Here is a 16851-nt window from a genome sequence, read left to right as displayed (position 1 = left end):
CAGTTCACATTCCGCTACAGGTTGAGTATTCGTGTTGCGCCGTATTCCAAAGCAATCTTTCGATCACTTAAAAAATACATTGATACAATCACAACCCTGATTCACCTACTCACCTCCCCATCTCCAGGCAGGCTTTCGTGAATCTCTTTACTACTTCTTCCTGATTGTTAAAGAACGACAGCCGATCGCGCAATCCCTGATTGCGTATCGCTCTGACTGGCTCAATCGCCAATGCTTGTTTCACTACACCGCCAACTCCCGTTAGCGCATGCAGACAAACCAGCATTGAGGATTGGTGGAGGATGACGGGATCGAACCGACGACCCCCTGCTTGCAAAGCAGGTGCTCTCCCAGCTGAGCTAATCCCCCAGTCATGCAGATACCCCAGAGGTTTTTAGCCGGTCAGCTCACCAGACAAGACTTTGGTGGGTCTGGATGGATTCGAACCATCGACCCCCGCCTTATCAAGACGGTGCTCTAACCGGCTGAGCTACAGACCCCTGAGTCTGTCTTTTTCACAGCCGATAAGCGTGAGCGCTCAACACTTCTGACGCGCGAGCTCGAGAAAGGAGGTGATCCAGCCGCACCTTCCGATACGGCTACCTTGTTACGACTTCACCCCAGTCATGAATCCCACCGTGGTAAGCGCCCTCCTTGCGGTTAGGCTACCTACTTCTGGTGAAACCCACTCCCATGGTGTGACGGGCGGTGTGTACAAGACCCGGGAACGTATTCACCGCGGCATGCTGATCCGCGATTACTAGCGATTCCAGCTTCACGCACCCGAGTTGCAGAGTGCGATCCGGACTACGATCGGTTTTCTGGGATTGGCTCCGCCTCGCGGCTTGGCAACCCTCTGTTCCGACCATTGTATGACGTGTGAAGCCCTACCCATAAGGGCCATGAGGACTTGACGTCATCCCCACCTTCCTCCGGTTTGTCACCGGCAGTCTCCCTGGAGTGCTCTTGCGTAGCAACTAGGGACAAGGGTTGCGCTCGTTGCGGGACTTAACCCAACATCTCACGACACGAGCTGACGACAGCCATGCAGCACCTGTGTTATGGCTCCCTTTCGGGCACCCCGGCCTCTCGGCCAGGTTCCATACATGTCAAGGGTAGGTAAGGTTTTTCGCGTTGCATCGAATTAATCCACATCATCCACCGCTTGTGCGGGTCCCCGTCAATTCCTTTGAGTTTTAATCTTGCGACCGTACTCCCCAGGCGGTCAACTTCACGCGTTAGCTACGTTACCAAGTCAATGAAGACCCGACAACTAGTTGACATCGTTTAGGGCGTGGACTACCAGGGTATCTAATCCTGTTTGCTCCCCACGCTTTCGTGCATGAGCGTCAGTATTGGCCCAGGGGGCTGCCTTCGCCATCGGTATTCCTCCACATCTCTACGCATTTCACTGCTACACGTGGAATTCTACCCCCCTCTGCCATACTCTAGCCCGCCAGTCACAAATGCAGTTCCCAGGTTAAGCCCGGGGATTTCACATCTGTCTTAGCGAACCGCCTGCGCACGCTTTACGCCCAGTAATTCCGATTAACGCTTGCACCCTACGTATTACCGCGGCTGCTGGCACGTAGTTAGCCGGTGCTTATTCTTCCGGTACCGTCATCCCCCCAGGGTATTCGCCCAAAGGATTTCTTTCCGGACAAAAGTGCTTTACAACCCGAAGGCCTTCTTCACACACGCGGCATTGCTGGATCAGGCTTGCGCCCATTGTCCAAAATTCCCCACTGCTGCCTCCCGTAGGAGTCTGGGCCGTGTCTCAGTCCCAGTGTGGCTGGTCGTCCTCTCAGACCAGCTACAGATCGTCGCCTTGGTAGGCCTTTACCCCACCAACTAGCTAATCTGCCATCGGCCGCCCCTTGAGCGCGAGGTCCCGAAAGATCCCCCGCTTTCCTCCGCAGAGCGTATGCGGTATTAATCCGGCTTTCGCCGGGCTATCCCCCACTCCAGGACACGTTCCGATGTATTACTCACCCGTTCGCCACTCGCCACCAGACCGAAGTCCGTGCTGCCGTCCGACTTGCATGTGTAAGGCATGCCGCCAGCGTTCAATCTGAGCCAGGATCAAACTCTTCAGTTCAAACCTGTTACTGTTTTTCGGTCTCTTTCGAAACCGGTCGCTCACTCAACGTACTGACGAAGTGTCCGACCATCTCCCGATGGTCAAACCTTCCTTTCATTACTGTGTGAGACTTGATACTTCCGCTTTTACGGCAGATTCCGCAGAATCCACCGTCGCGTCCCGCATCAAGCGCCCACACTTATCGGCTGTTAATTTTTAAAGATCGATCCGCTCACGCACAGCACCCACTTCAACCACCCGGCACCGCGTCGTTCTGCGTCGCTGCATCCGCAGCAGAGAAACGAGATTATGGAGAACTTTCGCAGCAGCGTCAACAGGTTTTTATCACTTGCCCAACCTGCCCACCGCGCTGGAAGCCTTGCCACTGCTGGCTTTCCCGCTTCTCCGTGCCCCGGCATCCGAAGCACGAAAGAGCGGAATTCTAGCGAGCCCCAGGAGGACTTGCAAGCGTTATCTCAAACTTTGTTCAAGGCGTCTTTTCTATGCGGCGCGGTTCCTCGACCGCAGGCTCCTTCAGATCGAGTGCAAGCAGAAACACCGACTCACGCATCCACATGTTTGCGCATCGCCCGCTCGACCACATCCAGATAATGATCGATACCCGGCGTCGCGCGATTCTGTTCTTTTGCGCGATCGTCCCATCTCCGCAAACGTAGCGCATCTTCCGCGTAGGGCTTCCGCAAAAACGCCTCGGCCTCCTCCTTGCTGAAGATGCCACCCTGCAATTCCAGACTCCGCACCGAATCGGCCGAGAGCTGGCCCAAATACGTCTCGTCGATCGCGCACAGGCAGCGCTTCGCGTCGACGTGCAAGCGGATCGGCTCCAGCACCGCATCCGGCAGCACCGGCCGCAAGAACGGCAGCGCGAAATACTGATGCAGATCGTCGATGCCCCGCTCGGTCGGCGTCTCGCCTTGCAGATTCAGCAAATGCCCGAGGTCGTGCAAGAACGCGGCGGCGATCAGCTCGTCGGCAGCGCCCTCCGCCTCGGCCAACGCACCGCTCTGCAACGCATGCTCAAGTTGCGTCACCGGTTCGCCGCTATAGGCCAGTTCTCCGTACCGCTCGAACAGCAAACGAATGTCGTTCAAACTCAATGCCACGCTGTCACTCCCACGGTAATAAAAAGTTCTTCAGATTGGTGAAGCTCTTCATCGCTTCCGAACGCCTTCCTTGTAGCCAAGCCCTGCGACCTTGATGCCGACGCATGGCGTCAGCTCGATCCGGCAGCCCGGCACTTCCCACACGTTGACCGCCCCCGCGCAATTCGTTGATGAGGCGCGTGATCGCACCCTACCGGTTCGTACACATACGCGTGCGCAACCCGAACGACGTTCCATTCCGGATGCGACCCTGAACATCTGCCACACGGCCGATCTCGTACCGCGAACCCTGCTTCGACAAACCCGATTCGAGCGAATTCAGATGCGACGCATCCTCCGTGCGCTCACGCAGCAGCGCGGCCGCGCGCTCGAGAATCTGCGAACGCCCGTAGCGCGTGAGTGCCGGCTGATAGAGCGCCGCGTAGTCGAACGCGGCACGCTCGTCGTCGACACTCCTGCGGCGACCGTGCCCACGCGCGTGCCCGTATAAGGATCGAACACGTCGAACGTGCGCGTACGGGTCGCGCGTCCACCTTCGAGCCGCAGCGCTTCCGCCCGGAAAAGCAGGATGGTCCCGCAGCGTCGTGCTCACAATATCGACACGCGCTTCAACGCGAGCTCGAAGATATCGACGTTGCACAGCCTCTTGCCGTCGGCGCCGCCAGCACCGTCGCCGTTCGGCCCCGCTTGAACTCGCCGGTTGAACAGCAGCGGCACTTCCTGCTCGGAAATCCCGCCGTGCGAGCGCAACGGCACGGTCAATCCGGACAGGTCATGTTCCGCGCGCCGCGTGCCGAGCACGACGTGTCTCGTGCTGGCCACGACGACATCGCCCACGCGGTCCTCAGGCCGTGCACCGACGGCGGCACGCCGCATACGATCGACAGGTTGTTCCGGTTGGTGAACGACGGGATCACGCAGTCGCCCTTGAAGGCCGCGCCGCCTGCGAGCATCTTGCCGATGAACGGTGCGACGCCGGCCGCCACCGCAGAGTCGAGATAATCGGACTCGCAGCCGTCGACGCGTACCACGACCGTCGCTTGCAAAGGCAGCCGGTAGCTGCGGCCGTTGACTTCGATCGTGCGTTCGCCTGAGCCTGCCATCGTTGCCTTCCATGCGTGCGCGGCACGCTTGCTGTCATCAATCCGTTGCAGCCGCGCCTGAGCGAACAATCATTCAATTGTTCAGCAGCGGCGCGGGCGGCAATTTCGCCGGTGCTGCGGCAACCGCTTTGCTCGCCGCGCTACCGGCCACCGCGCACGTCGCATGCGCACGCTGCAAGCCGCCGTTCACATGCGCGCGCATCAGCGTCGCGGCATGCTCCGCGTCGCGCGACGCGAGCGCCGTCAGAATCGCGCGGTGCTCGGCCAGCGAACGCTCCATCGCGCCGGCATGCATCGCCAGCGCAGCGCAACGAAAGAGGCTCAACTCGCTCACGAGCCTGCGATACGTCTCATACAACTTCCGGTTTCCCGACGCCACCACCAGCGCGTCGTGAAACGCCATGTTCGCGCGCGTGTACGCATCGTGATCGCGCGAGTCGGCTGCGGCGCGCATCGCATCGAACCAGTCACGCAACACCGCCAGTTGGCCCGCGTCGATGCTCGCAGCCAGCATCCGGCACGCGGCTTCTTCGAGCACCGCGCGCACCGCGTAGATCTCGCCAGCTTCCGCCAGCGACACCGTGCGCACGAAGACGCCACGGTTCTTCTCGGTGCGCACGAGCCCGGCCTGCTCCAGCGCGCGAAACGCCTCGCGCACCGGCCCGCGCGACACCCGCAGACGCGTCGCCCAATCGGCTTCGTTGAGCTTGTCGCCAGGCGCGAGCATACCTTCGACGATATGCCGCTCGATCTCGTCGCGCACCAAGGTGGTTAGCGAATGCCTACGCACCATCTCGATTGGATCGGCAGAAGCCGTGCGCATATATTCGGTCATTTTGACAAATTTTGCCACGTCGATCGAAAGATGCCCGCGCGCGGCCACGGCGCGCCCACCCAGGCATGGAAGCGGGCGTCAGTCCACCCGACGGCGCGGAACGCGCGCGGCGATCAACACCAGTGCGGCCAGCGAGACCAGCAGCAGAATCAGCGACAGCGCGGAAGCCGGCAGGTAATAGCCGCGCTCCACCTGGCCGACGACGACGATCGGCACCGTCGCGAAACCCGGCGGGTACACGGTAAGCGTGGCGCCGAGTTCGCCGAGCGACAGCGCGAAACCGAGCGCGAGACTGGCGCGGATCGCCGGCACCAGTTGCGGCAGCACCACGCGGCGCAACACCATCGACGGCGGCGCACCGAGGCTCGCCGCCGCTTCGCGCAGCACCGTCAGCTCCGGGCGCAACGCCGCGGCCGCGCAGCGATAGCAGAACGGCAGCACGAGCGCGAGCTGCACGAACACGACGATCGCCGCCGAACTCGACAGATCCACCGGCCGTTTGTGATAGGCGATTAGCACGGCGAGACCGAGCACCACGCTCGGCACGCCGTTGGGCATCATCGCGACGGTATCGACGATGGCGCCGAGGCCCCGCCGGTCGCGACCTTCGAGTGCGAGCGCGAGCCACAATCCGAGGATCGTGCCGAGCACCGCGACGCCCATGCCGATTTCGAGGCTGGTCGTCAGCGCGTCGAAGTCGCTCGAACCGAGACGCTCGAACCAACGCATGCTGAAGCCGTCGGGCAGGATCGTGCCGGACCAGTGCGCGGCCACGCTCGACAGCGCGACCACCAGCACCGGCAGCACGAACAGCCAGAAGCACAGCAGCGCGGCGAAGCCGAGAAACAGTCCGCCGAGCATGCGCACCAGCAGACTGTGGCGCACCGGCCGTGCCTTCTTGTGCATGACCGGCAATACTGTCGGGTCGAGTTCAACGGCCATGGCCCGCTCCTTTCGCCTTGCGACGGTTGACCTGGCGATACAACGCGTACAGCGACAGGGACATCATCAGCATCACGACCGCGCCGGCGGCGGCGGTCGGCAGATCGAGGTCGACGGTGGCGGCACTGTAGATCGCCACCGGCAGCGTGATCAGATGCGCGCTGCCGAGCACGAGCAGAATGCCGAACTCGTTGAGCGTCAGCAGGAAACAGAGGATCGTGCCCGCCGCGATGCCCGGCCACGCAAGCGGCAGGATCACCTTGAACGCGACCATCAGGCCGTTCGCGCCAAGGCTGCGGGCGGCTTCGATCAGCCGTCGGTCGAGCATCGCGAACGAGGCCAGCGTCGGACGTACGACGAACGGCGCGTAGAACACCACTTCCGCGAGAATTACGCCGCCGATGCCAAACAGGAAGTCGAGCGGCGGCGCCTGCAGATTGAAGAGCCGCTGCAAGCCGATGCTCACCGAGCCCTGCGAGCCGTACAGAAAGATCAGCGTGAACGCGACCAGAAACGACGGGAACGCGACGAACAGTTCGAGAAAACGCGTGATAAGCCGCGCGCCGGGAAACGGCTTGAAGAACAGGATCGACGCGAGCGCCACCCCGAGCAGCGACGCGAGACCCGCGCTCGCGAACAGGATCCACAGCGTCGTGCCGATCACGCCGCGCGTTTCGGGGTTGCCGAAGAAGGTGGCATAAGCCTGCACGCTCGGACCGTGCGCGCCGGTCAGACTCAACATCACCAGCCGCACGAGCGGATAGATGACCAGCGGTCCGAGCACTACTACTGCGATGAAGAGCAGATGCCATTGCGCCGCGCGCTCGCGCCGCTTCACCGCGGCCGTATGCGCCGCCGCGCTCGCGATTCGGCGCGCGGCGGCAGCGGCGTCGGCCGCGCCGAGCGCAGCGGACGTATCAGGGGTTGATAAGGACGACATCGTCAGCCTCGTAACGCAGGGAAACACGCGCGCCCTTCTCCGGCATCATGCCGTGGCCGCGCTGCATGGTGACGAGCACCGGCTCGTCGGGCAGCGCGTCGAGCACGACCGAGACCGACAAAACCGCGCCGTACCATTCGACCGATGCGATCGCGCCATGCAGCGGCCCCTCGCCGAGCGGCACGATGCGCAGCGCCTCGGGACGCAAACACGCGACGCGATCGCGCACGTTATGACGCACGTCGTCCATGCCGAACGCGATCTGCGGCGGCAACAGATTGGCCGCGCCCAGATAACGCGCGACGAAGCCGTCGGCCGGTGTGTCGTACAGTTGCTGCGGCGTGCCCAGTTGCGCGATGCGGCCGTCGCGCATCAGCAGCGTGCGGTCGGATAGCACGAGCGCGTCGTCCTGATCGTGCGTCACGCAAACGATCGTCAAATTCGGCAAACGCTCATGCAGCGACTTGAGTTCGGAACGCACCGACGCACGCAGATTGGCGTCGAGTGCGGACAGCGGTTCGTCGAGCAGCAGCACGTCGGGCTCGATCACGAGCGCGCGCGCGAGCGCCACCCGCTGCTGCATGCCGCCCGACAGTTGCGCGGGCATCACGTGGCCGGCGTCGCCCAGTTGCACGAGCTTCAACGCCTCGGCGACGCGCCGCGCGATGTCGCGCGCCGGCGTGCGGCGCGCGCGCAACCCGAAGGCCACGTTCTCGAACACCGACAGATGCGGGAACAGCGCATAACTCTGAAACAGCAAACCAAGATTGCGCTTGTGCGGCGGCACGTGCGTGAGATCGTGGCCAGCCACGGTCAGCGTGCCGGCGAGGCCGTCCGCTTCGATGAACCCGGCGATGAAACGCAGCAACGTCGTCTTGCCGCAACCGCTGCGGCCGAGCACGGTAAGCAGTTCGCCGCGCTGGATGGTCAGCGACAGATCGTCGAGCACCGTGCGCGAGCCGAAGCGCACCGTCAGATGATCGATCTGCACGCCGCCCGGCGTGTCCGAATGGGCAGCGCCGAGCGCGCCCGGTGAGGCGTCGAGCGCGCCGGGGTGAGCAAGACTGGCCGTATTCACCGGGTTGATCCTCCAACAAGATTGCTACTGACGCGGCGCCTCGCGTTTTTTCCTGCAAGGCGCCGCCTGATTCTTTGCGTCATGCAGTTGCATCGCTGCATGACGTTACTCCGTGACGTGCAAGCCGCCGGGACCGACGGCTTACTTCGGCTTGACCACTTCGATCTGCTTGCCCGACGAACCGATCACCTCGTTCTTCCAGCGCGCGGTCCAGTCGGCCTTCTTCGCCATCACCTGGTTCCAGTCCACCGGAATCAGCTTCACGCCAGAAATGGCCTGCTTGACGGTTTCGCCGTTCTTGCCGGCGAGCGGCACGTCGGTGCGGGCCGGAATGCCGAAGATGTCCGGCACCTTGGACTGCACTTCCGTCGACATCAGATAGTCGATCAGCTTCTTGCCTTCGTCCTGGTTCGGACCGTTCTTGATCAGGCCGATCGCGTACGGCAACTGGAAGGTAGTCGGCTGACCGCCGGGCGCGGCCGCAAGGAACACCGGCTTGAGCGACAGGCCGCCGTTGGCTGCGTCGTCCAGATCCATTTGCAGGTCGCCGTTGGCAACCGCGATTTCATTGCGCGAGAGCAGCACGTCGAGGTAGCCGGTGCCCTTGGTGTGGAACTTGGCGCTCTGTTCGAGCTTCTTCAGATAGTCGAACGCCTTGTCTTCGCCCATCAGCGACGAGGTCAGGATGATCACCGCCATGCCGTCGCCCGCCGTGGCCGGGTTCGAGTACGCGACCTTGCCGCTGTAATCCGGATGCAGCAGATCGGCGAGGGTTTTCGGCTCGTTCTTCGTGACCTCGGGGTTGATCGCGAACGAGAAGTAGTTGTTCACGAAAGTCGCCCACGCCCCGTTCGACGCCTTCGCGATCGCCGGCACGTTCTTGTAGTTGGCGCTCTGATAAGCCTGCAGCAGACCGGCTTGATCAGCTTGCTGGATGAACGGCGGCAGCGTGACGAGCACGTCGGCCTTCGGCTGATCCTTTTCGATGGTCGCGCGATTCACCACTTCACCACTGCCCGCCGTGACGATGTTGACCCTCACGCCTTCCTTCTTTTCGAAGGCCGGCAGCACGTCCTTGTAGAGATTTTCCAGGCCGTCGGCGGTGTACAGCACCACGGCGCCGGCTGCGTGCGCCTGCATGGCCGCGCCGCCGAATGCCGCCGCGGCGACCAGCGCCGGCAGCAGTTTGCGAACGAGGCCTGCACTCGCGTGAAGGGAATTCGTCTTTGTCATGTCGCTTTTCTCCGAAAGGCAAAAAACCAGACGGTCGGGAAGTCCCGATACCTGTTGTGATTAAACGGCGCCGCGCGCCGTGCCGCTTGCGTGTTGCGTGTTGCCCGCGGCCAGTTGTCGTGCCGGTCTGCGCGGATTGCAGATTGCCGACAACTTTGCCGCTTCTTCCCCAGCCTGTCTTACAGCCCATCTACGACGCTCGCGCTGCCAGCCATGCCTGAACGGGCACGGCAAGAATCACAGGTTTCAATGACAACGCCGTGACTATTCTGGTGAATTCCAAAAAACGACACAATTTGCCAATAAAGTCCAAGCGCCGAGGTCGTTACCTTGCTGACGCGGCGAACCGTCGACGTCGAAAGAGGCTTGTTCTGCGATTGAAATTTGCCCGATCCGGCTGAGCATCGAGAAGCCCTGCGGCGCTTTCTCGCCGATGCGCGAAGCGATATGGCTCCAGCCTGGTTCGTCGGACGCCGCGTTCGATCGCATGCGGCGGCGCCTCTGTGGCGGGCTCGCGAAAATCGTACACGGTGAAAATGACGCTGTATGCGTCTCGCTTCAAACTCGGCGGCATTGGCGCGCCCCGGAACGGCTACGATTGACTCGCGCGTGGCCCTCGCTGTGTGCTGGTTCTGGACAACGGCGCGTATTGTGCCCTCCCGCTCGGGATCTTGCAGCGAATCAGGGGTCTATATCGACGAGGCGTTTTGCGCAGGGAGCCAAAACAATCCCGCATTCGCATGACAACAGCACTGCCCCATTCCGATGCCTTCAGGCAATCAGAATTTCCGGCCCATGCGCGGTAATCGCCTTGCCGAGCGCACGCTCGGGCGCGAGCTCGGTCACCAGATAGCGCGCCGATTCGATGCCGTTGATCCGCACCGGCGTCACGCGGCCGAATTTCGAATGGTCGGCGACAATCACCACCATGTCGGCGGCGGCGATCATGCGGCTGCGCACTTCGGCGGCCATGCGGCTGTAATCGCTCAGATAGCCGTCCGGCGAAATCCCGCCTGCGCCGATGAACGCGAAGTCCGCGTGGTATTGCGTGAGCTGATGGACCGTGTCGAGCCCGAAGGTGGCGTCTTCGATATCCGACAGTTCGCCGCCGAGCAGCGTGACGCGGTTCTCGTTGCGCCGCCCGAGCAGCAGTGCGATGCGCCAGTCGTTCGTATAGACCACCAGCCGATGCCGGTCGAGCAGCGCGCGCGCCACCGCCTGCGTGGTGCTGCCCGAATCGATGATCAGCGACGCGCCGTCCGGCACGAACTCGGCCGCGCGCTCGCCGATCGCCCGCTTCGCCCCCGCGTTGGCGGCTTCGCGCGTATCGAGGTCGGGCTCGCGCCGGTCGCTCGACAATGCGCCGCCGTGCGTCGTGACCAGCAGGCCCCGCCCGGCCAGCGCGTTCAGATCGCGGCGGATGGTCTCGCGCGACACGTTCAGTTCGCGCACCAGCTCGGCGACCGAGAGCGCGCCGGTTTTAGCGACTTGCGCCAGGATGTATTGGTGACGTTGTTCTGCGAGCATCTGTGGAAGGCCGGCGAGCCGGCACGCTTGAGGTTTCGCCACGGTTGGAGAAGGCCGGCGTATTGTAGTACGCGGTGCACGGCGATGCGCCGGCCGGCGCGCTCATCTGCGACTTACCTGCTAACCTTGGTGCCCTGGCCGCGTGCCGACGCCAGGCCGATGCCTGTCGTTACCGCTGGTCCGTCAACCGAACTACCGATGCCACCACTGTTTCGCCGTCTACTCCTGCTGTTCCATGCGCTGCGTTACGGCGCGCGCCTGATCTGGCTCGCAGCGCCGCCCGAACACAAACTGCACTGGATAATCCAGCTGGTCGGCCGCGTGCAGGCGTCGGGACACAGCGGCCAAAGCCTGCACAACGTGTTGCCGGCGCTCGGACCACTCGCTAGCCGTTTCGCGCAAACGCTCGCCGAACGCCCCGAACTCGCGAGCGCAACCCTGCACGAGGCGATCGACGCGATCGATCACCTGGAAGCCCCGCTGCCGCCTCACGAATCCGCCGAGGCGCTGGCGCGCGCGTTCGGCCAGCCGCTCGCCACGCTCTTCAGCGCGGTCGACCTCACGCCGGTGCGCGGCGGCTTTGCCGAGCAGACGCATCTGGCGCGGCTCGTCACGCCGGTCAAAGGCCATCACGAAGTGGCGATCAAACTGGTGCGCGCCGATCAGTTGCAACAGATCGGCGACGAACTCGCGCTGCTGCGCTGGGTCGCGCGCTGGCTGGAAAAACTCTCCGGCACGGCACGCCGCCTGAAATTGCGCGCGCTCGCGCAAAGCTTCACCGACGACATCCTGCGCCGCTTCGATCTGCGCGCCGAAGCCGCCAACCTGAGCCAGACCGGCCATCATTTCGACGGCGACAAGCGCATCGCCGTGCCGGACGTGATCTGGGAACTGTGCACCGCGCACACGCTGACGATGCAGCGCATCAGCACCTTGCCCGCGAACGACCTGCCGGGCCTGCACGCGCATCACATCAAGCTCGCGCCGCTTGCCGCGCATATCGTCGAAGTCGTGTCCGAGCAAGCGTTCGAACATGGCTTCTTCCACGCCACGCTCGATGCGCGCCGAGTGCGCGTGAGCATCGAGCCGGACACGCTGGGCCGCCTCGTGCTGGCCGAGTTTTCGATCATGTCGACGCTCTCCACCGGCGAGCGCGAGTTCTTCGTGCACGGCGCGACCGCACTGTTCGACCAGGACTATGGGCGCCTCGCCGACCTGCATCGCGATGCCGGACACCTGCCGCCCGATACGCGCACGGAAATGCTCGAAGCCGAGTTGCGCACGCGCGCCGAAGCGCACTTCGCGGCGGTGCCGGAAGACCGTTCGGCGGGTTCGCTGTTTCATCATCTGCTGCACGCGGTGCAGCCGTTCGCGGGCGCGGTGCCCGCGCGCCTCGCCGCCGCGCAGCGCTCGTTCCAGCAGGCGGAGATGCTGGCGCGCGCGTTGCATCCCGGTGTCGATACGTGGAATATCACGCGCGGCGTGCTCGCTGACATCGCGCGGCGCGACGTCGATCATCGCGGCTGGATCAAGCGGATCTCACGCGAACTGCCGCATCTCGCGCATATGCTGCCGCGCATGCCGCAACTGGCGGTCCGCTATCTTCAGCAGGAACACGCCCGCGCGCGCACGCCGCAGCAGAACGCGCAGCTGATCGCGGATATCGGGCGCGAATACCGGCGCACGCGAGCGCTGCTGTGGGCGTGTGTGCTGTGCGGCGGAGCGCTCGGCGCGGGAACGATCCTGCTGATGTGGTGATGCGGCCGGGACTGACATCCGCGAGACGTGCGACGCGCGGCAGGATCGCCCAAACCGATTGCAGCTTCGAACAAGACACGCCATACATTTGCCGACACGATGACGGCTTTTCCCGCTAACCGTTCCGATGCTCGCTTCCTTCATTGCCGCTGTGTTCGTCGTGCTGTGGTCGACCGGTTTCGTGGTCGCCCGCGCGATTACCCCATATGCCGATCCCAATCTCTTTCTGCTCGCGCGCTTCGGCGGCACCGCGCTGATCTTCGCGCTCGCCGCCGTGCTCGCGCGCGCGGCATGGCCGACCGGCCGCGACTTCGGCAAGCATCTGGCGGCGGGCGCACTGCTGCAAGGCGTCTATCTCGGCGCGGGCTATTGGGCTGTCGCGCAAGGTCTGAGCGCCGGTGTGATGGCCTTGCTCGGCGCGCTGCAGCCGCTCGCGACGGCCGCCGTCGCGGCGCCGCTGTTCGGCGAGCGGCTCTCGCGGCGCGGTTGGAGCGGGATGGCGCTGGGACTCGTCGGCGTCGTGCTGGTGCTCGAACCGAAGCTCGCATCGGCCACGCCGCCAACCCATGGCAATGCGCCGGGCTGGCTCGTCGTGTTCATCTCGGTCATCGCGGTCGCCGCGATCACGGCGGGCACGCTGTTTCAGAAAACCTCGCTGGCGAAGTCCGATATTCGCAGCGCGAGCGCGGTGCAGAATCTCGGCGCAGCGCTCGTCGCGGTACTGCTGGCGCTCGCGCTCGGCGAGCATCGCTGGATTGCGTCGACCACCTTATGGGTCTCGCTGGCCTGGGGCATCGTGATGCTCTCGGGCATCAGCGTCACCTTGCTCGTGTGGATGGTCAGGCGCGGCGATGCGGCGCGCGCTACCGCGCTGTTGTTCCTCGCGCCGCCGCTCGCCGCCCTCGAAGGGTATGTCGGCTTTGGGGAAACGTTGATGCCGTTGCAGATCGCTGGATTTGCCGTCGCCTTGGTGGGGGTGTTGCTGGCGCGTTCGTGAAGGTGGTTTGGGGGCGATGGGCGGCAGGGTTTGGGCTGGTGGGCTTGGGCTGGTGGGCTTGGGCTGGTGGGCTTGTGCTGGTGGCTCTAGTGCCGGTGCTCTTGCGCAGACGCCTTGGCCGCGGCGCTCCTGATCAACCACTCGCCGCCACGCCTCAGTCAGCCGTATCCGCGCCCGCCGGCACCTTGGCGCGCGCCTTTCCACCTGGCGCCGGGGCCCACGCGGGTCGGCTCTTGCGCGCCGAATCCACCACGACGATGTAGCGCCCGGCCCACGGCGTGATCTGCCGGTCGCTCTTCAACACCCACAGCGATTTACCCGAGTCGATCAGCGTCGCGTATTCGGCATCGAGAATGCCGTAGTGGTCGAGAAATGCATCGAGCGACGCGGGCATCCGCACGCAGCCCTTCGAATGGCGTATCCCCAGCAACGGTTCAAGCCGGTCGGGATCGGTGGCATGCATCTGGAAGCGCATCTGCGATACGCCGCCTTTGCCCCACCCACGCTCGCCCTGCGCCCAGCCAAGATCGAAGATGCGCATATCCCGCTTGCCGTAGCCGCGGATATGGTTTTCGTTCTGCGTGCCCTCGGAGCGAAAATCCATGTTGGCAGGCGTATGTTCGAACACGCCGAGCGGCGTGATGAAATGGTCGAATTCACCGGGCCGGCCGGTCGCCACCGGCGACGCGCCGATCATCTGCCAGGCGTCGGCCGGGACCGCGCGAAAGTAGATCAACAGCGCCTGCACATTGGCGTTGCGATCGACCAGCACGACGTATTCGCCCGACAGACTGCCCAGCGTGTTCGCTTGGAGCGCTGTTTCCAGGCGGTCGGAATAAGCGCGCTGCTCGGCGGCAGGCACCTTCAGGCGGCGCGTCACGTTACGCGCGAACACGTCACGCAGAAGAAACGCACGGCGTGGATCGACGACGCCCGCGGCGTCGGGCGCGGCAAGCGTGGTCGCATCGATGTCGGGTGGCGGACGGCTTGCGGCGATCGGCGCCGGCTTCGACGCCAATGTCAGTGCCGTCGACGATGCCGTCCCGTGGACCGGCGCAGCCATCGCGGCAACGCACGACATTGCGCACACGACGGCGCGCACTGCGCGCGTCAGAAACCGGCAAGCTCGCGTGACGCAAATAACTTGGGAAATAAGCTGGGAGATAACGTGGGAAGCAGGCGTGCCACAGTTGACGCACGCCGCGAACCCCGCGCGCGCCGCACACGGCATACCACACCGATGCACGACCCACGCGGAAGTCAGGCGGTCCAATACAGGCTGGCCAGGCCGATCTGGATGATTCATCGCGTATTAGGGCAAACCTGATTATTATTGGCTGCTCGCCGGGTCACGCGGCGCTCGGAACGACGATGTTACTCAGCACATTGCATTTTGTCGATGAAGATACCGTCAATTCGTCAATTCAATCGAAATAGGCCGAGCCTCTTTAACAATCTCGCGACAGTTTAAAAATAGATGCAATAGGGATTTAAGGCCACTATCAGTGATTAAAACCCAGGACCGATTCATCACTTCATTGCAGCAGTAACCGTGCCGCGATCGCCCGCTTGTCGTTTCGCTATTTATCTTACTGGCGCGCGAGCGTTCGTGGCCGACACCATGTCAGCGCGCAAGGAGCCAGGAAAATCATGACACAGCACGACAAAAACGCCCGTCAGGCGGGCATCAGCGCCGAAATGCACGTCGGCGCCAAGTTTGACGCCGAGCAGGAAATCGAGCGCCGGGTCGCTTTTCTGGCGAAGTACCTGCGCAGCGGCCGCCTGAAAACTTATGTACTTGGCATCAGCGGTGGCGTCGATTCGACCACTGCCGGGCGCCTTGCACAACTTGCGGTTGAACGATTACGCGCCGATCATTACGACGCGCATTTCGTCGCGATACGTTTGCCTTACGGCGAGCAGAAAGATGAAGCCGACGCGCAGCAAGCATTGCGCTTCATTCGCGCAGATGAAAATCTCGCCATCGACATCAAACCCGCCGCCGATGCGATGCTTGCCGCACTGGATAAAGGCGGCGTGCCATTTAATGACGAATCGCACCAGGATTTCGTGCACGGCAATATCAAGGCGCGCCAACGCATGATTGCGCAATACGCGGTAGCGGGCGCGCGGGCCGGCGTGGTGATCGGCACGGACCACGCAGCCGAGTCGGTAATGGGTTTCTTCACCAAGTTCGGCGACGGCGGCGCCGACGTGCTGCCGCTCGCCGGGCTGAGCAAGCGCAGGGTGCGGGCGGTGGCCAAGGCGCTGGGCGCGCCCGAAGCATTGGCGCACAAGGTGCCGACCGCTGACCTCGAAATGTTGCAGCCGCTGCGCCCCGACGAAGACGCGTACGGTATCCCCTACGACACGATCGACGACTTCCTGGAAGGCAAACCCGTCAGCGATGCGGCGCGCGACATCATCCTGCGTTTCTACGACGCGACGCGTCACAAGCGCGCGTTGCCGTACACGCCGTTCGACTGGCCACCCCAGGATGACGGGCAATAAAAGCGCGGAAAAGTGACGGCGGGAAAGCGCGGCAAGCATGCGCGGCGTCAGGCTAAACCGGCGCGCGTTCTGCCGCGCGCCGTGTTCATAAGTCTGATCCGGGGAGGATTACTGCGCGGGCGGCTCGTCAGTAAACAGGTCGGCGCTCGCTTCGAGCGCCTGGCCGCCCAACTGCTTGCCGTGAATCTGTCGCGCGATCACATCACCGACATAGGGCACGTTCGCGTCGAGTTCGACCGTGGCGTACGCGCCGGGTGTGCCGGCGTCGGTCACCTCGACGCTTTTCGCATAGTGTCCGAGTTCGCGCTTGAGGAACTCAAGCACTTCCTGCTCGCTGCACGATTGGGCAATGTTGCGCACGATCAGATTCATACGGCCTACCCTCGACGCGCGTGACGACCCGTATGTCGATCCGCGTCCCGTATGCGCACGGGGCGCAGTGCGGCGCGCTGTTTCGTCTGGGCGGCGGCGAGTTCGCGGACCACTGCAACACCGGCGGCGCCCAGGGCGACCAATGACAGATAGAAGGCAATCATTTAAATCTCCTCTGCGAAATTCGTCCTGCAATCTGAATAGCCACAGTCGATAGTCGAAAACACGGCGATGCGACACGGTACATAAAAAACGGACTGAAACTCTCCGTCAATGCACTGTACCTGAATAAGCAGACTCAGAAATAGCAAAACATCTGCTCATTTGACGCAGTGCGGGGTCGGGGCGACG

15 protein-coding genes, 2 tRNA genes, 1 rRNA gene and 3 pseudogenes are annotated in these 16851 nt (G+C 63.3%); 3 read left to right on the top strand and 18 right to left on the bottom strand.

Translation table 11 applies throughout. The annotated features are described in order from the left end of the window. Window positions 1–293 precede the first annotated feature (293 nt). The 15 genes and pseudogenes from B0G69_RS23600 to B0G69_RS23540 all read right to left on the bottom strand — a co-directional run bounded on the left by B0G69_RS23600 (window position 294) and on the right by B0G69_RS23540 (window position 10862). Window positions 294–369: transfer RNA gene (locus B0G69_RS23600), tRNA-Ala, on the bottom strand. A gap of 54 nt (window positions 370–423) precedes the next feature. Further along, window positions 424–500, bottom strand: a tRNA-Ile gene (locus tag B0G69_RS23595). A gap of 65 nt (window positions 501–565) precedes the next feature. Then, window positions 566–2098: ribosomal RNA gene (locus tag B0G69_RS23590) — 16S ribosomal RNA — on the bottom strand. A gap of 545 nt (window positions 2099–2643) precedes the next feature. Further along, entirely contained in the window at window positions 2644–3204 is a 561-nt protein-coding gene (locus B0G69_RS23585; protein WP_121321497.1) for a phosphonate degradation HD-domain oxygenase, read from the bottom strand. Between the two features lie 4 nt (window positions 3205–3208). After that, window positions 3209–3448: pseudogene (locus B0G69_RS42050) on the bottom strand (aldehyde dehydrogenase family protein); the annotation flags it as partial. Window positions 3449–3457: 9 nt separating this feature from the next. Beyond that, window positions 3458–3799 (bottom strand): annotated as a pseudogene (locus B0G69_RS42045) (aldehyde dehydrogenase family protein); the annotation flags it as partial. Beyond that, window positions 3793–3960 carry a hypothetical protein gene (locus tag B0G69_RS42040; protein ID WP_241991450.1) on the bottom strand — a complete coding sequence of 56 codons (168 nt, stop codon included), beginning with the start codon at window positions 3958–3960 and terminating at the stop codon, window positions 3793–3795. The gene B0G69_RS42040 and the pseudogene B0G69_RS42045, both read right to left, overlap by 7 nt. Window positions 3961–4049: 89 nt before the next feature. Next, window positions 4050–4307: pseudogene (locus B0G69_RS42035) on the bottom strand (alkaline phosphatase family protein); the annotation flags it as partial. Between the two features lie 73 nt (window positions 4308–4380). Beyond that, window positions 4381–5142, bottom strand: a complete 762-nt coding sequence (locus B0G69_RS23570; RefSeq protein ID WP_121323846.1) for a phosphonate utilization associated transcriptional regulator — start codon at window positions 5140–5142, stop codon at window positions 4381–4383. Between the two features lie 78 nt (window positions 5143–5220). Then, the gene (phnV, locus tag B0G69_RS23565; RefSeq protein WP_121321495.1) at window positions 5221–6084 is read right to left on the bottom strand and encodes a 2-aminoethylphosphonate ABC transport system, membrane component PhnV; all 864 of its coding nucleotides are present in this window, start codon (window positions 6082–6084) and stop codon (window positions 5221–5223) included. Next, window positions 6074–7024 (bottom strand): 2-aminoethylphosphonate ABC transporter permease subunit, encoded by a 951-nt coding sequence (phnU, locus tag B0G69_RS23560; RefSeq protein WP_121321494.1) that lies wholly within the window; start codon window positions 7022–7024, stop codon window positions 6074–6076. Before phnU ends, phnV begins: the two co-directional genes overlap by 11 nt. Beyond that, on the bottom strand, window positions 7002–8102 hold the full coding sequence (gene phnT / locus B0G69_RS23555) for a 2-aminoethylphosphonate ABC transport system ATP-binding subunit PhnT (RefSeq protein WP_121321492.1): 1101 nt from the start codon (window positions 8100–8102) through the stop codon (window positions 7002–7004). The genes phnU and phnT overlap by 23 nt, the downstream gene beginning before the upstream one ends. 141 nt (window positions 8103–8243) lie before the next feature. Next, entirely contained in the window at window positions 8244–9335 is a 1092-nt protein-coding gene (gene phnS / locus B0G69_RS23550) for a 2-aminoethylphosphonate ABC transporter substrate-binding protein (protein ID WP_121321490.1), read from the bottom strand. A 264-nt stretch (window positions 9336–9599) separates the two neighbouring features. Continuing rightward, on the bottom strand, window positions 9600–9824 hold the full coding sequence (locus B0G69_RS23545; protein WP_121321488.1) for a hypothetical protein: 225 nt from the start codon (window positions 9822–9824) through the stop codon (window positions 9600–9602). A 282-nt stretch (window positions 9825–10106) separates the two neighbouring features. Continuing rightward, complete coding sequence (locus B0G69_RS23540; protein WP_121321486.1) at window positions 10107–10862, bottom strand: DeoR/GlpR family DNA-binding transcription regulator; 756 nt, start codon at window positions 10860–10862, stop codon at window positions 10107–10109. Between the two features lie 198 nt (window positions 10863–11060). Between B0G69_RS23540 and B0G69_RS23535 the strand changes: the two genes are divergently transcribed. Both B0G69_RS23535 and B0G69_RS23530 read left to right on the top strand, forming a co-directional pair. Further along, window positions 11061–12620: an AarF/UbiB family protein gene (locus B0G69_RS23535; protein ID WP_121321484.1), complete on the top strand. Its 1560-nt coding sequence runs from the start codon at window positions 11061–11063 to the stop codon at window positions 12618–12620. A gap of 127 nt (window positions 12621–12747) precedes the next feature. Next, complete coding sequence (locus B0G69_RS23530; protein WP_121321482.1) at window positions 12748–13617, top strand: DMT family transporter; 870 nt, start codon at window positions 12748–12750, stop codon at window positions 13615–13617. 154 nt (window positions 13618–13771) lie between these two features. Here the strand turns inward: B0G69_RS23530 and B0G69_RS23525 are convergent, their stop codons facing one another. After that, the gene (locus B0G69_RS23525; RefSeq protein WP_241991449.1) at window positions 13772–14698 is read right to left on the bottom strand and encodes a L,D-transpeptidase; all 927 of its coding nucleotides are present in this window, start codon (window positions 14696–14698) and stop codon (window positions 13772–13774) included. 569 nt (window positions 14699–15267) lie between these two features. Here B0G69_RS23525 and nadE point away from each other — a divergent pair. After that, window positions 15268–16128: an ammonia-dependent NAD(+) synthetase gene (gene nadE / locus B0G69_RS23520; RefSeq protein WP_121321478.1), complete on the top strand. Its 861-nt coding sequence runs from the start codon at window positions 15268–15270 to the stop codon at window positions 16126–16128. A 108-nt stretch (window positions 16129–16236) separates the two neighbouring features. On the opposite strand, the gene B0G69_RS23515 is transcribed toward nadE, so the two are convergent. Both B0G69_RS23515 and B0G69_RS41465 read right to left on the bottom strand, forming a co-directional pair. Then, on the bottom strand, window positions 16237–16500 hold the full coding sequence (locus B0G69_RS23515; RefSeq protein WP_121321476.1) for an RNA-binding protein: 264 nt from the start codon (window positions 16498–16500) through the stop codon (window positions 16237–16239). A gap of 5 nt (window positions 16501–16505) precedes the next feature. After that, complete coding sequence (locus tag B0G69_RS41465; protein WP_199731324.1) at window positions 16506–16664, bottom strand: hypothetical protein; 159 nt, start codon at window positions 16662–16664, stop codon at window positions 16506–16508. Between the last annotated feature and the right edge of the window lie 187 nt (window positions 16665–16851).

Source organism: Paraburkholderia sp. RAU2J, from assembly GCF_003634845.1.
Classification (GTDB): domain Bacteria; phylum Pseudomonadota; class Gammaproteobacteria; order Burkholderiales; family Burkholderiaceae; genus Paraburkholderia; species Paraburkholderia fynbosensis.
This window is presented reverse-complemented; position numbering and strand designations above follow the sequence as displayed.